Below are 16,504 nucleotides of genomic sequence, written 5' to 3'. Positions count from 1 at the left end.
TATTTTGTAGAATATTAGTATTATAATTATATAAGTTAGAAAAGGAGTTTTTTATGGAATTAATTGACCAAGTATCTATCAACGCTTTATCAAAGAGAGACTTATTACTTATTTTAAAAGCATTAGAATACACTAATGAAAATACAGGTCTTGAAGATTTTATCGATCTTAGAAATAATATAGTTAAAGAAATCTGTTTTTTAACTGAAACAACAGAAGAAGACTTTATAAACTACTTAGAGTCAAGTAAGTAAATTCTAAGCCTTTTTAAATTTCAATACATATAAGCCAGATTTAGATTTAATATTTATATTTAGTATATTATTATTAAAGTTCTTAGATATAATTTTTATCTGATTGAATATAGGATCATTATACGTATCCCCTTCATTAAGATTTATTAAGTATCTAGGATCTGAGTTTTTATCGTATACTTTTTTATTAATTTTATACTGTCTTAATTTAACTATATATTCTGACATCGATAAAATAAAGTCTATATTGTCTATATTGTGATTTTCATCATCTCCTAATATAGATAGTATAGATTTTTTTATACTTTTACTTCCAAAATCTTTAACTTCTCTATCTTCAATATATATATCATATAATATATTTAATAAACTACCTAAAATTTTCTCATCGTCATAATCTTGTACTTTTAAATCTATATACTTATCTATTTGCTGTATCGAATTTATTCTTGCCATATGAAACTTTATAGTACTTGCTTTATCTAATGGAATAGTAAATCCTATAATTTGTTCCTTTATTTTTTGAAGCAAGTCTTTATACTCTATTGTGTTATCTTCTATTATATTATGAATAATTGAGTTGTATAAAACAGAAGATAATATGTATTCAAATAAGTATTCTTCCTTTTTAAAGTATTTAACATACTTTTGAATTAATTCAAGTACTTCATCTTCACTTTTCTTAATATTAGTATTAGAAATTATTACAGGTAATAAAAGGTTAAGTATATTATTATAATTTGGTCTTTCTCCATAAAACTTATAATATATTAATTCATCTCTTAATCTCTTGTTATCTATGTATACACGTCTTTGTATATTATCATCTACTAAACATTTTGTGTTAATTACAATTAAATCTTTTAAATACTTATCCTCTATATCAAATGCTGATATATACGCTTTTTTTATTAAATTATCTTTCATGAATATTATTTTCCTTGTAATATTTTATAATTATTATTTTTATCAAGTAATTAGTTTAATATACTATATTATAACCTATACGAATCAAAAAAAAGAGACAGCTTATAAGCTGTCGTTTATACAGGGGAATAGTAGTGTACAAACGAGTGTATACTACTATATTACTTGCTATTATTATACAATATTACATTTTCAGATGTAAAGTATCGATTTTCGACATCCCTGTACACTTATATAAATTACATTCTTTCTGGTGCTTGCATTCCTAATAATTTAAGACCATTTTCTAATGCTTGTCTAGTAGCACAAACTAAAGCAAGTCTAGCTTTTCTTAACTCAGCATCTTCTACTAATATAGAGTTATCATGGTAGAATTTATTGAATGCTTGTGCTAAATCTAGGACAAATCTTGTTATTATATGTGGCTCGTTCTTTCTCATAGCATTAAGTATAGTTTTATTGAATGATGCTATAACTTTTAAAACTTCCGCACTATCTACATCATTTAATAATTCATAGTTAATATCTGTTGTAACTTCTTCTTCAGCTTTTCTTAAAACTGCACAACATCTAGCATGAGTATATTGAACGTAAGGACCTGTTTCTCCTTCAAAGCTTAGTGTTCTTGACCATGAGAATGTGTAATCTTTTATTCTACTGTTAGATAATTCTTGGAATACTACTGCTCCAACCCCAACTTGTTTAGCTATTTCATCAACATTTAAAGCATTTGGGTTTTTAGCAAGCATAGTTTCTTTTGTCTTTTCTATAGCTTGTTTTAAAACATCTTCTAAGAATACTACTCTACCTTTTCTTGTAGACATAGTACCTTCTTCTAATGCTACCATACCAAATGGAACGTGTACCATATCCTTAGCCCATTCAAATCCAACAAGTTCTAAAACTTTGAATAATTGTTGGAAGTGTAAGCTTTGTTGTGAACCAACTACATATATACATTTTTCAAAATCATAATTTTCTTTTCTGTATAATGCTGCAGCTAAATCTCTTGTCATATATAATGTAGATCCATCATTCTTAGTTATAAGTGCTGGTGGCATATTGTATTCTTCTAAGTCTACTATATTAGTTCCTTGAGATTCTTGAAGTAATCCTTTATCTTTTATTATATCTATAACTCTATCCATTTTATCTGAATAGAAACTTTCTCCGTTGTATGAATCAAATTCTATATCTAATAAGTCATAAACTCTAGCAAATTCTTTTAAACTTTCATCTCTGAACCATTGCCATAATTCTTTTGCTTCTTTATCTCCATTTTCTAACTTAGTAAACCAAGCTCTTGCCTCATCTTCCATTTCTGGGTGCTTTTCAGCTTCATCGTGGAATTGTATGTATAATTTTAATAACTCTGGTATTGGATTAGCTTCTACAGCTTCTTTATTACCCCATAATTTGAAAGCTACTATAAGCTTACCAAATTGAGTTCCATAGTCCCCTAAATGATTTATTCTAACTGTATTGTATCCTTGAGAATCATATATTTTGTATAAAGCATTCCCTATAACTGTAGTTCTTATATGACCTATATGGAATGGCTTTGCTATATTAGGAGATGAGAAATCTATTACTATAGTTTTATCTTTTCCTAAATCGCTATGACCGTACTTTTCTTTCTTTGTTAATACATCTTTTATAACTGTTTCTGCTAATTGAGATTTATTAACAAAGAAGTTTATATAACCACCTAATGGAGTAACATTAGATATAACTCCTTTAGCTTCTATTTTTTCTGATAACTCAGCCGCTATCATGTTAGGTGCTTTTCTAAATACTTTCGCTAATTTAAAACATGGGAATGCAAAATCTCCCATATCTTTATTTGGTGGCACTTCTATAAGTGCTGTTATTTCTTCTAAAGTCAATTCTTCTATATGTTCTTTTAAACATGTTGCTACTGCTACTTTAAAGTCTTGCATTATATTGCTCCTCTCTCTTTGTTATTATTTTATGGTAAATCAAATTCTAAGTTTTTTCAAGGTATTTGACACTATTTACTATTATATATCTACATTATATCCTTTTCGCTAATAACTTCTATCCCATTTTGTCTAAGCAACGCTGTTGTTACTCCTACTCCAGATACTTTTTTACCTGTAAAAGTTCCATCATATATTAAACTCGATCCACATGAAGGGCTACCCTCTTTTAATATAGCTTTTTTACATCCATATAAATCAGCTATTTTTAAAGTTTCCATAGCACCTTGTTTAAATTTCTTTGTTACATCTAGTCTTTTATTGTTTATTACACTGGTTTTTCCTTCTATAACAGCATTACCATCTAGCCTTATAATCTCTGATGGATCACGTGGTGTTGATAGTCCTCCTAATTGTTCCGGGCAAACCATTATAAATTGTTTATCTTTAAGATATTCTGCTACTTTTTCATTTTTATTATTATCACCATTATATTTACAATTTATTCCAAGTAAACATGCTGATACAAGTATCACATCTATCACCTTATTAGTATTAATTTATTTTAGTGTAACTATAGTTACACCTGCACCACCTTCACCGTATTGACCAGCTCTTTGTGATTTTACATGTCTGTTTCTTCTTAATATATCTTGAAGGCCTGATTTTAAAACTCCCGTACCTATACCATGTATTATTGTTACATTTTCTAGACCTGCAACATATGCATCATCTAGGTATTTTTCAACTTCCATAATTGCTTCTTCTAAATTCATACCTCTTAAATCTACTTCACTCTTTACGTTACCAGATTTAGATTTTATTATATTTCTAGTTGATTTTGTTACAGTTTTCTTAACATCTTTTTTAACCTTTTGTAATGATTTAAATGGTAGTGTCATTTTCATTATACCAATTTGCACTACAGCTTCTTTTTTATTCTTATCAACAGAAACAACAGTACCTTCTTGATTTAAAGTTATTACTCTTACATCTTCTCCTGCCTTCAAATCAGTTATTTCTTTACTTGCAACTTTAGGGACTATCATGCTCTTAACCGTAGGCTGTAAACTTCCCATAGTACTTGTTAATTCTTTTCTAAGAGCTTCTATTTGTTGGTTCTTTTCTTTTGATGCTCTTTCTTCTTCTAATCTTCTTAATTCTTTTATAATATTATCTACTTCTTCTTTTGCTTGTCTAGTAATTCTAAATGCTTCTTGTCTTGCTTGCTCAAGCATTTTTTCTTTTTGATTTGCAAACTTTTCAAGTTTCTCATCATATTCTATCTTTAGTTTTTCTATACTTTCTCTTAGTTTCTCAGCTTTTATTCTTTCTTCTTCAGCTTTTATTCTATTTTTTTCTGCACTTTGTAATATGTCTTCTAATTCTATATTATCAGTATCTATAAATTCCTTAGCTCTAGTTATTATATAATCACTAAGTCCTAATTTTTTAGATATTTCAAAGGCATTTGATTTACCTGGAACACCTATTAATAATTTATAAGTAGGACTTAATGTATCTAAATCAAACTCAACTGCAGCATTTTCTACACCATCTTTAGTAAGTGCATAATTTTTTATTTCAGTGTAGTGAGTTGTAGCTATACATCTAGCTCCAGCCATAGCTACATCTTCAAGTATTGCTATAGCAAGTGCTGCACCTTCTATAGGATCTGTACCTGCACCTAATTCATCAAATATAACTAAAGAATTTTCAGTTACATCTTTTAATATAGACACAATATTTGTCATATGAGATGAGAATGTTGATAAACTCTGTTCTATACTTTGTTCATCACCTATATCTGCAAATATGTTGTCATATACACACATGCTACTTCCATAATCTGCGGATATATGAAGCCCACTTTGAGTCATAAGAGCAAATAATCCAACAGTTTTTATTGTTACAGTTTTACCACCTGTATTTGGCCCAGTTATAACTAAAGTATGAAAATCTCTTCCTAAATACACACTATTAGGTACTACAGTTTTTCTATCTAATAATGGGTGTCTACCATTTTTTATATTTATAAACTTATCTTTATTTAATGTAGGTTCTACACCTCTCATTTGCATTGATAATTTTCCTTTTGCAAATGCAAAATCAAGTCTACCTAGTATCTCCTGATTTGATATTAAATCTTCACTTACTTCACCAACCATACCTGATAATTCTTGAAGTATTCTTTCTATTTCTTCTTGTTCACTAAGTCTTAATTGTCTAAGTTCATTGTTCATATCAACTATACTCATAGGTTCTATGAATAATGTGGCTCCTGATGAAGATTGATCATGAACTATCCCTGCAACTTGAGATCTATATTCAGCTTTTACAGGAACGACAAATCTATCTCCTCTTACTGATATTATTGCATCCTGTAAATATTTTTGATATGTAGTTGATGATATTATAGAGTTCAATTTAGATCTTATAGATTGATTCTTTTGAACTATTCTTCTTCTAATATCTCTAAGTGTTGATGATGCATTATCTGATATTTCTAATTCACTTATTATTGCATTATATATTGCATCTTCTATCTCTCTATATGCATATAATCCATTTGATAAAGATTGTATTATTGGATAATTAAAATCTTCTTCATCACTACCTGATAGACTATTTCTTAATGTTCTAGCAGCTCTTAAAGTATCTGCTATCATTATTAAACTCCCTGGATCAAGACTTGCTCCTACCCCAGCTCTTTTTACTTTATCTTCTATATCATGTATTCCTTGTAATCCAACATATCCTCTTTTAGTAAGTATTGATTGCGTTTCACTTGTTTCTTGCTGCATATACTTAACTTCTTCATAATCTGAACTTGGAACTAACTCTTCTATATATTTTAAACCTAACGAAGATGAAGCTTTACTTTTCAATAATTCAATTATTTTATTGAATTCTAAAACTCTCAGCGATTTTTGGTTCATAATGCCTCCTTAAATTTTAATTTTTTTATTTCTATTTTACTATGTGTATTTTACACATTTTGTATTATACTATTTATATGGCTATTTTATATTATACATAATGATACTTTATTTGTGATATAAAAATATTATTTACTATTTTTAAAATATCTATCTTAACTTAATCTAAAAGGAGTTGTTTTTATGGAAAATGTTTTAAATGGATTACAGCCTGAACTTGTTTTCAAATATTTTGAAGAAATATCTCAAATACCTCGTGGTTCTGGAAATGAAAAAGCTATAAGTGATTATCTAAAAAAGTTCGGTGAGGATTTAGGTCTTGAAACTATACAAGATGATACTCTTAATATAATAATAAGAAAACCTGCTACAAAAGGGTATGAAAATTGTCCTGGTGTAATACTTCAAGGACATATGGATATGGTTTGTGAAAAGAATAAAGATACCGACCATAACTTTGTTACTGATCCTATAAAATTAAGAGTTGAAGATGATATGATATATGCAACTGGAACTACTCTAGGTGCTGACAATGGTATAGCTGTAGCTATGGGAATGGCAGTACTTGCATCTAATAACTTAGAACACCCTGCTATAGAAGTTTTAATAACGACTGATGAAGAAGCTGGAATGAGTGGCGCTATGGCTTTAGATGGCTCTCTATTAAAAGGTCAATACATAATAAATCTTGACTCTGAAGAAGAAGGATATTTACTAGTTAGTTGTGCTGGTGGAGTTACTGCATTATCTGAACTAAATGCTGAGTATACTAATGTTGATTCTAATAAACAAGCTTTATTAGTAGAAATAAAAGGATTACTTGGTGGACACTCTGGAATGGATATAATAAAACAAAGAGCCAATTCTAATAGATTAATGGGAAGACTTTTAAATTTATTATGTATTGATTACGACTTATCTAAAATTCAAGGTGGTTCTAAAAACAATGCAATCCCTCGTGAGTGTGAAGCTATAATAGTTGTAGATAAAAATGATGTTGAAAAAACTAAAAATTGTATAAATGAAATAATGAATACATTTAAACATGAATTCAGTACTTCTGACCCAGGCATAAATATAGAATGTACTGAAACTACTGTTGATAAAGTATTTGATGATAAAACAAAAACAAATGTAATTAGTTTACTAAACTTAATACCTAATGGAATACAAACTATGAGTATGGATATAGAAGGTCTTGTTGAAAGTTCAACAAACTTAGGTGTTGTTCATACCACTGAAAATTCAGTTACATTTGAATGTGCTGTTAGAAGTTCTGTAAAAACATTAAAAGATGATATAACTAATAAAATGGATCTACTTTCTACAAACTTAAATGGAAAATTAATTTTAGATAGTGATTATCCAGCTTGGGAGTATGCTAAAGGTTCTAAATTAGAAAAAATATGTGTTGAAACTTACGAAAAATTAACTGGTAAAAAGCCAATTATAATGGCTATACATGCTGGTCTTGAATGTGGATTATTATTAGATAAAATGCCTCATGCACAAGCTATATCTCTTGGACCTGATATGTTTGAAGTTCATACGCCTAATGAGCATTTAAATATATCTTCTACTAAACGTACTTGGGATTATTTAGTTGCTATATTAAAAGGTATGAATCAATATTAATATATACGTTTCTCGTTAAACATAACAATGAGCTATCTGCAAATTTAATTTGCAAATAGCTCATTTATTTTTATATAATTTATATCTATTCTGTTATAATCTCTCCAGTATATTTATCTATCTTTATATTTCCTAGGCTTTGTCTATGTGTATGTGTTTCATGACTTCCATCATCACTATCTACTACTTCAACATAAACATCTATGAAATATAAATCTCCTATTAATTTTATATCCTTATCTTCAACTAATATATTATCTCCATACTCTGCCTTTAATATATTTATAGCTGTATCTTTTGATATAGGATTTATGCTATCTTTATCTATACTATTTAAATTAGTATCATTATTTTCTTGAAATTTACTGCAACCAAATATAGATGAAGTTATTATTAATATAAATAAACTTATGCCTATAATTTTTTTATTCATAAAAAACTCTTACTACTATATAAGTGTTTAATTATCTTTTTTTAGATTTAAAGTTAACTTTTGTAACCTTTGATTTTTTGTTATTTATAGTATTTCTTTCTGTAGTTAACTTTCCTTCTTTAAATCCTAATAATACTTCTACTTCATCTTGATTTAAGTGTAATCCCCAATTTGATAAATTCATTACTAAACTAGCCTTACTCATTATATTATTATCTATTAATACATCTATAGATTTTTTTAATAGCATCGGACTTGTAGCTTTTATATTTTCTTCTAGTGGTTCTTTCTTTAACCATCCCTTTTTATCCATTTCATTCATTAAGTACATATATTTTTTGTAACTTATTTCACCTAATTGATATGCTCTTAATATTATAGCTGATATTGGAACTATCCACTTTTTCTTTAATTCAACATAATCTTCTAAGTCATTTACCATTTTTAAATCTTGTATAAAAGTTTCTTTAGGCATTAAAAATGCACAAGCAAATTCATCCTTAGAGAATTTTTTTGATTGTATGTTTGCTTCTGTTGCTACTATATATGCTAATTCATATGCTAAATCATAGTTTCTTGTACATGCTGATTTTTTATCATTACCTAAAGATACAAAGTATCTACTATTTCCATTTACAGTTTGTTTTTGACTAAATGATAAGGCTCCTTTTTTGTTTATATTAGCATCAGATACTATTATTCCATTTATCTCAAGTAAGGTTAGCATGTTACCTATAATGCCATCCCCTAAATTCCAGTATCTTCTTACCTTAGTTGCTAACTCTTCTATATCTTCATTTTTATTTAAATCAGTTGGTATATTCATTTGTGGGAATTGGATATACCCTTCTAAAAATGTTAATATCCTATGAGTCATAGCTAATTTTTCTTTAAAAGCTATTTGCTCTACTTTTGGTATTGTACATTCTGGTCTTATATGTGTAGAATCTATAGTCATTTTTATATTGTCTGCATATTTAAAGAATTCTCTTGGAAATCCTAGTGCATTTGATAGCTTCATTTCATTTTCTAATGTTGGTTTATATTTATCTTCTTCAAATGCAATTATATCTTTTTTATTTATATTAGTTTCTTTAGCTAATACATCTATTGTTTTACCTCTATACATTCTAGCTTCTCTTAATTTTCTTCCTATAAATGCTTTTTTGCTCATATTTAAGTCTCTCTTTCATTGTTTATAGAATTTATTTTAATAAAAAATTCGCTATGCTCATATCGCCAACGATATGACACTCGCTACCACTTTGATCAACGTGTTGGCGAAGCATTTCGGTCACATCCGTTGCTTGAGCCACTGCGTGGGCGAAACATTTCAAAATGTCATTTTTTAAATTTCTTCATTTTTAAATTATTAATGCTCTGGATAATTTTATACCCAGAGCATTATTTAACTTTTATTATTTTGTAATATTATCATATTTGCTTAATATAGTCAATTTTACATATTATAGCACTAGAATATGATTTATTATTCTACACCTTTGTAGTAATGACCTGCTGTTGTACCTTTTTCATCTAATTTATTATAAAGTTTAGTAGCTTTTGTTCCTAATTTATAATCATTAGATAAAACTTCTTGATAGGCTTCTATAACTTCTTTAACAGTACCTTTATCTTCTAATGTAAAGTCTAATCTAAGTACATTTATACCTATTTCATGTAATTCATATAAGTTGTCTAGCATACAAGTTACATTTGAATTATATATTGTACTCCTACAGAATATATCTTGTGAAACTCTAAATTCATCACCTTTAGAATTTCTTAATGCATATATACTTTCTTTACATTTAGCAACTCTTTTATCCTTTTTACAATCACGAACAATTACTCCCATAGGACAGTATTCTGTTATCATAAGTGGAGTATATCCATAAACTACAGATTCTATATTTATATCAGTGTACTTTATTGTTTCTTTTATCTCATTTATATTTAACTCTTGAGATATACATAAAGTATCTGCACCTATTTCTTTATAGTAATTTATAGTTTCGCTATTAAATGCATTTAAATAGTAATCTATGTTTAATTTTTTATCTTTAAAGTAATCTATTGAACCGTAGTTTCCTACTTGTACAGATTCTACACCTGCATTATTAGCTTTTGCTAAATGATTATATTCTTTATTTCTTATTATTCTAGGTGCTGAGTATATTACTTTTTTATTATACTTCATAGCTAAACTCATAGCTTTATCTATTGTGTTAGTATCTTCATAATATATTCTATCTACACCACATTCTAATGCACTTTCTAGTTGTTCTAAGTTTTTAACTTTAACAGAAATTCCCTGTTGTTTATTTCTATTATATAATACTGGCTTATACTTAACTGTTTTATTTTTATATTTTCTATTTTTTATACTTACTCTTTCTTTATCTAAAAGCTCAATACAATCTCTTCTCATTTGATTTAGTAAACTTATTGGTAAACTAACATTATCATCTAATTCAATTTCTAATAAGTCTAATTCATAAGGTGTATTTCCAAGTTTTCTTAGTTGAGTTTCTACTTTTTCCTTACTTAAAGCAACCTTCATAGCTTCTTCAACTATTTTATCACCTTCTATAGTTGCTTCATTACTATGTCTATCTTTTAATGTAAGTATTGGCTTTTGACCTAATTTTATAGTAATTTTTGCATCAATTATATTTTTTACAAATTCTTTATCTTGTGTAAATGTAGCTTGAACTCTATCCATTAGTTCACTATCTGATGTTTTAAATACTATCTGTCCTTTTCTTGCTTCGCCAACAAAGTCAAGCTCTATAGTTTCACCTTTGTATCCTATAGTTTCTATATTTCCATTTTTTATTATTCTACCTATAGTACCGCCGCCAAGGTTTATACCATCACCCTTTTTAAGAGTATTTGCAAGTTTTATTTTTAATCTTTTTGCTTTTTTATTATAATCTACTACTGTACCAACATATAGTCCTTGGTTGTTTGGAAGTTGTGAGTTCATCATATCCTTACCAACATCACCTAGTAATAATCCTTTAGTGAACTTTCTATTGAATATTGTATATAAATCATTTATTGTTTCATCTGAAACATTTAATTTATTTGTAGCTAAATATTCATCTATAGTTTTTCTATATCCATCTATAACAGTTGCAACATACTCTGGTCTTTTCATTCTACCTTCTATTTTTAGAGAATGTACTCCTGCATCTATTACTTTATCAATTTCTTCTATTGCATTTAAATCTCTTGGACTTAGTAGATAATCTCCGTTGCTATTTACAACTTCTCCTGTGTATACATCAATCAGTTCATATCTTTGTCTACAAGGTTGTGCACATCTACCTCTGTTACCTGAACGATTTCCTATCATAGAACTCATTAAACATTGTCCAGAATAGCATACACACAATGCTCCATGAACAAAAACTTCTATATCTGCTTTACAATTGTCACATATATACTTAATTTCTTCTACTGTAACTTCTCTCGCAAGTACTACTCTATCAAATCCTACACTTTCTAAATATTTAACATCTTCTAATGAGTGTGCAACCATTTGAGTACTTGCATGTAATTCAAAATCAGGTAATTCTCTTTTTATAAGTCTAGCCATACCTATATCTTGAAGTATTATTGCATCTACATCTATATCATATAAAAACTTTGCATATTCTAAGAAATCTTCTATTTCATTTTCTTTTCTTAATGTATTTGTAGTTACGAAAACTTGTACACCTCTTATATGAGCATATTTTACAGCTTCTTTTAATTCATCTCTATCAAAGTTATTTGCAGATGCTCTTGCTCCAAAATCTTTTCCTCCAAGGTATACTGCATTTGCCCCATTTTGTACCGCAGCTTTTAATGCTTCAAAAGACCCAACGGGTGCTAATAATTCTACATCTCTCATATTGTCCTCCTTCAAGGCATATTTATACTACCTATATAATATACCTTAAATACTAAAATTAAAACCTTCAGGTTCCCCTGAAGGCTTAATTTATTTTTTATCTAGTTGCTTTATAAAATTTTAATTCATTTTCAATCTCTATCTTTTCCAATTGTACTCTATATGCGTCATTTTGGAATTTAGAAGACATTTGCTCAGCAACTCTAGCTTTTTCTTCAGCAATTTTAGTTAAATCTTTAAGTTCATTAACTTCAACCTTATACTCTTCAATTTGCTTATCTTTAGATTGAATATCACTTTCTAATTTAAAAATTTTACTTTTTTGCTCTTCAATTAACTTATTCAACTCATCTATCTTTGTCTTTAAGTCTTCTTCTTCTTTTGCTTTGCCTTGTAGAGATAATTGTAATTTCTTCATCTCTAATTTTAATTCTTCTTCACCAGTACCAACCTTTTTGTTAAGTTCTTCGTTTTCTTTTGATAGTTTGTCATTTTCCTCACCACATTCAAATAGTTCATTAGCTATATTTACAGCTGATAATATAGCTAATACTGATGTGCTTAATTTAGGATTTGCTTCACTTATTCTTTTAATTTCTTCATCAACATATCTTGCTACATTTAACATATGTTGTTCAGATTTCTCTCCTACCATTGGATATTCAGAACCATTAATTTTTACTATAACTTTATTCATTTCCTTCATACTAACACGCCCCCTACGTTAGTTAGTTTGATCTTAAGTTTGCGTTTAATTTCTCACTTAGCTCACTTAATATCTTTTCATGTACTTTTGCTACATCTTCATCAGTTAAAGTTTTATCTTTACTTCTATATGTTATAGAATATGCTATAGACTTATGCCCTTCTTCTATTTGAGCACCTTTGTAAACATCGAATAATTTATAACTTTCTACTAAATCTTCACCATTAGCTTTTATTATATCTTCTATTTGTTTAACAAATACTTCATCTTTAACTATTAATGCTATATCTCTAGATGTAGATGGATATTTTGGTAATGGATTGTATGACTTAGTTAAGTTTAAGTTTTCAAATACTGTATCTATATTTATTTCAGCTACATATACTCTTTGTCCTAAGTTATAGTTTTCTATAACATCTGGATGTAATTCTCCAAAAGTTCCTATATATATATTATTATACACTATTTTTGCACATCTTCCTGGGTGGAATGTTAAATTTGTAGTTTCTGGCTCTATTTCATAACCTTTTAATCCTACATTATTAAGTACAGATTCTATAACTCCTTTTAACACGAAGAAATCTACTTCTTTACCGTACATTCCTACACAGTATTTCTTAGTCTCTATTGGTAATCCTTCTTGTGGTATAAATGTATTTCCACATTCAAATGCAGATACTTCTTCAACTTTATGAGATATATTTGTAGATATAACATCTAACATATTAGGTATTAAAGTAGTTCTCATTACAGAAGTTTCTTCACCTAATGGGTTCATTATTTTAACAAAGTTTCTCTTTTCATCATCAGCTGGAAGATTTATTTTATCTACACCTCTTGGGCTTACAAATGAATATGTTAATATTTCATTTAATCCGCAAGCTATAGAGTTAGATTTTACATTGTCTATAAACTTTTGTTTTTCAGTTTTTACACCTGCGGTAGCATTACCTTCTAAACTTGCAGATGGTATATTGTCATATCCATATATTCTAGCTATTTCTTCTAATATATCTGCATCTTCAGTTATATCTAATCTAAATGTTGGAACTTCTAACTCTAAAACTTCAGAAGATACTAAATTACATTTAAATTCTAAGCTTTCTAATATGTTTATGAATTGGTCCATAGGCACATTAACACCTAATAATTTATTTATTCTAACAGGGTTAACAGTTACTTTTTGAACCTCTTCTTTTTGTGGATAATAGTCAAGCATTCCATTAAGAACTGTACCACATCCTAACTCTTCTATTAATTGACATGCTCTATTAACAGCTTCTTCTGCTAAGTTTATGTCTATTCCTTTTTCAAATCTTGAAGATGCTTCTGTTCTAAGACCTAATTTCTTAGATGTAGCTCTTATATTTTCTTTAGCAAAACTTGCTCCTTCTATAAATATAGAAGTTGTTGTATCTTTTATTTCTGAGTTTTCTCCACCCATTATACCTGCTAAGTCTAAAGTCTTATCTTGATTTCCTATAACTAACATATCAGATGTTAAAGTTCTTTCAACTCCATCTAATGTAGTGAATTTTTCACCTTCTTCAGCCATCTTAACAGTCATTTTATTGTATTTTATATCATCTAAATCAAATGCATGAAGTGGTTGTCCAAGCTCTAACATAACGTAGTTTGTTATATCCACTATGTTACTTATAGGTCTCATTCCTGCTTCTATAAGTTTTCTTTGCATCCAGTATGGAGATGGCCCTACTTTAACATCTTTAACTACTCTACCACAGTATCTCTTACATAAATCAGTTTGTATATCTATTTCAAATGACATTTCTTCATCGCAAGCCTGAACTTTTATTTCAGGATATTTTAATTCTTTTCCTAAAGTAACAGCAGCTTCTCTAGCTATACCTATTATTGATCTACAATCTGGTCTGTTTGAAGTTATTTCAAATTCTATTAATGCATCGTTTATTCCTAAAACATCTCTTACATCCATTCCTAATTCAAATGAATCTTGATGATCTAGTATATATATTCCATCTTTTTTATGATCTTCAACAAATGCAGATGGTATAGTTAATTCTTCAGCACCACAGAACATTCCTTCTGATAATACTCCTCTTAACTTACCTTTCTTTATTTTGAAATCTCCAGGTAATACTGCACCTATTCTAGCAACTGGTACATAATCTCCTACTTTTATATTTGTAGCATTAGTTACTATTTGAAGTATTTCTCCGTTTGCAACTTCAACCTTTGTAACTTTTAATCTATCTGCATCTGGATGTTGTTCTATTTCAAGTATCTTACATACTTCAACTCCGTTTGTTTCTTTTCCAAAGAAATCTACTTTTTCAACTTTTGAACCTGTCATAGTCATCATATCAGCAAATTCTTGTGTATCTATATCTATGTCAACATAGTCTCTAAGCCATTTTAAAGGTACTAACATATTCAAACCCTCCTAATTAAAATTGATCTAAAAATCTCATATCATTTTCGAATAATAATCTTATATCATCTATTTCGTATTTAAGCATAGTTATTCTATCTACACCCATACCGAAAGCAAATCCACTATAAACTTCTGGATCTATTCCACAGTTTCTAAGTACGTTTGGATGAACCATACCTGCACCTAATATTTCTATCCATCCTTCTTGTTTACACATTGGACATCCAGCACCTTGACACTTAAAGCAAGTAACGTCTACTTCTGCACTTGGTTCTGTGAATGGGAAGTTATGTGGTCTAAATTTAGTTTTCGTATTTTCTCCGAATAACTTCTTAACAAACATATCTAATGTTCCTTTTAATTGAGCCATAGTTACATCTTTACCAACTACTAATCCTTCTATTTGATGGAACATTGGTGAATGTGTAGCATCTGGAGCATCAAATCTGAAGCATCTTCCTGGAGCTATTATTTTTATAGGTAATTCTTGACCTTTCATAGTTCTAACTTGAACCGGAGATGTTTGTGTTCTAAGTAATAATTCACTATTTATATAGAATGTATCACTCATATCTCTTGATGGATGGTCTATTGGTGCATTTAATGCATCAAAGTTATTTTCAACAGTTTCAACTTCTGGACCTTCTGCTATAGAGAATCCCATTCCCATAAATATTTCACTTACTTCATCTATTATTTGAGATATAGGATGTTTCTTTCCTACTTTAACAGCTTTAGCTGGCATAGTAACATCTATAACTTCTTCAGCTAATTTCTTTTGCTTTTCTATATCTTTTAATTCTTCTTTCTTTGAAGATATACTTCCTTCTATAGATTCTCTTACTTTGTTAGCAACTTGACCTATAACTGGTCTTTCTTCTGCTGATAACTTACCCATTTCTTTAAGAATAGCAGTTATTTCACCTTTTTTACCTAAGTACTTAACTCTTAGGCTTTCTACAGCTTCTATACTAGAAGTATCTTTAATTTCATTTAAAGCGGCTTCTTGTAAATTAAGTAATTTTTCTTGCACTATATATCACCCTTTCACTATTTATTCACATAAAAAAAGCCCTTCATCCCAACCTAGGGACGAAAGACTATTATTTCGCGGTACCACCCTAGTAGTCTAAAATTACAAATTTTAAACCACCTCAAATAAACTTAACGCGTTTTAACGTTAAAGCCTACTATTAATTTCAGCTTTAATACTCCAGAGGGAACTTCTTTTGAATTCTTATAAAGTACTTTCAGCCTTGATACTTTTCTCTGTGTTAAGTTAATTCAAAATACTTTTCTCTTTCATTGTATTTTAAAATATATTTTTTTATATAATTATAACATATAAAATGT

General features: G+C 28.5%; 12 protein-coding genes and 1 other annotated feature. Of the genes, 2 read left to right on the top strand and 10 right to left on the bottom strand.

The window, feature by feature from the left end:
• Positions 1-53 precede the first annotated feature (53 nt).
• Entirely contained in the window at positions 54-254 is a 201-nt protein-coding gene (locus BN7997_RS03035; protein ID WP_071119411.1) for a hypothetical protein, read from the top strand.
• Positions 255-257: 3 nt separating this feature from the next.
• Here the strand turns inward: BN7997_RS03035 and BN7997_RS03030 are convergent, their stop codons facing one another.
• The 4 genes from BN7997_RS03030 to BN7997_RS03015 all read right to left on the bottom strand — a co-directional run bounded on the left by BN7997_RS03030 (position 258) and on the right by BN7997_RS03015 (position 6,060).
• Positions 258-1,181: a hypothetical protein gene (locus tag BN7997_RS03030; protein ID WP_071119410.1), complete on the bottom strand. Its 924-nt coding sequence runs from the start codon at positions 1,179-1,181 to the stop codon at positions 258-260.
• 239 nt (positions 1,182-1,420) lie between these two features.
• The gene (gene argS, locus BN7997_RS03025) at positions 1,421-3,121 is read right to left on the bottom strand and encodes an arginine--tRNA ligase (protein ID WP_071119409.1); all 1,701 of its coding nucleotides are present in this window, start codon (positions 3,119-3,121) and stop codon (positions 1,421-1,423) included.
• An 89-nt stretch (positions 3,122-3,210) separates the two neighbouring features.
• Positions 3,211-3,657 carry a 2-thiouracil desulfurase family protein gene (locus tag BN7997_RS03020; protein ID WP_071119408.1) on the bottom strand — a complete coding sequence of 149 codons (447 nt, stop codon included), beginning with the start codon at positions 3,655-3,657 and terminating at the stop codon, positions 3,211-3,213.
• A 24-nt stretch (positions 3,658-3,681) separates the two neighbouring features.
• Entirely contained in the window at positions 3,682-6,060 is a 2,379-nt protein-coding gene (locus BN7997_RS03015) for an endonuclease MutS2 (protein WP_071119407.1), read from the bottom strand.
• A gap of 183 nt (positions 6,061-6,243) precedes the next feature.
• On the opposite strand from BN7997_RS03015, the gene BN7997_RS03010 reads away from it, so the two are divergent.
• Complete coding sequence (locus BN7997_RS03010) at positions 6,244-7,695, top strand: aminoacyl-histidine dipeptidase (protein ID WP_071119406.1); 1,452 nt, start codon at positions 6,244-6,246, stop codon at positions 7,693-7,695.
• 85 nt (positions 7,696-7,780) lie between these two features.
• Here the strand turns inward: BN7997_RS03010 and BN7997_RS03005 are convergent, their stop codons facing one another.
• The 6 genes from BN7997_RS03005 to pheS all read right to left on the bottom strand — a co-directional run bounded on the left by BN7997_RS03005 (position 7,781) and on the right by pheS (position 16,184).
• Entirely contained in the window at positions 7,781-8,128 is a 348-nt protein-coding gene (locus BN7997_RS03005; protein WP_071119405.1) for a PepSY domain-containing protein, read from the bottom strand.
• Positions 8,129-8,159: 31 nt separating this feature from the next.
• Positions 8,160-9,302 (bottom strand): helix-turn-helix domain-containing protein, encoded by a 1,143-nt coding sequence (locus BN7997_RS03000; protein ID WP_071119404.1) that lies wholly within the window; start codon positions 9,300-9,302, stop codon positions 8,160-8,162.
• Positions 9,303-9,617: 315 nt separating this feature from the next.
• Positions 9,618-12,029, bottom strand: a complete 2,412-nt coding sequence (locus BN7997_RS02995; RefSeq protein WP_071119403.1) for a U32 family peptidase — start codon at positions 12,027-12,029, stop codon at positions 9,618-9,620.
• 97 nt (positions 12,030-12,126) lie between these two features.
• Positions 12,127-12,735 (bottom strand): cell division protein ZapA, encoded by a 609-nt coding sequence (gene zapA, locus BN7997_RS02990; RefSeq protein ID WP_083334993.1) that lies wholly within the window; start codon positions 12,733-12,735, stop codon positions 12,127-12,129.
• 22 nt (positions 12,736-12,757) lie between these two features.
• Positions 12,758-15,148, bottom strand: a complete 2,391-nt coding sequence (gene pheT / locus BN7997_RS02985) for a phenylalanine--tRNA ligase subunit beta (RefSeq protein ID WP_071119402.1) — start codon at positions 15,146-15,148, stop codon at positions 12,758-12,760.
• A gap of 16 nt (positions 15,149-15,164) precedes the next feature.
• Positions 15,165-16,184 (bottom strand): phenylalanine--tRNA ligase subunit alpha, encoded by a 1,020-nt coding sequence (gene pheS, locus BN7997_RS02980; RefSeq protein WP_071119401.1) that lies wholly within the window; start codon positions 16,182-16,184, stop codon positions 15,165-15,167.
• A 52-nt stretch (positions 16,185-16,236) separates the two neighbouring features.
• Positions 16,237-16,466: a binding site (T-box leader), on the bottom strand.
• Between the last annotated feature and the right edge of the window lie 38 nt (positions 16,467-16,504).

It is taken from the genome of Romboutsia timonensis (genome assembly GCF_900106845.1).
Taxonomy (GTDB): Bacteria; Bacillota; Clostridia; order Peptostreptococcales; family Peptostreptococcaceae; genus Romboutsia; species Romboutsia timonensis.
Note: the sequence above shows the minus strand (reverse complement) of the source record. Positions and strands in the feature narration are given on the sequence as shown.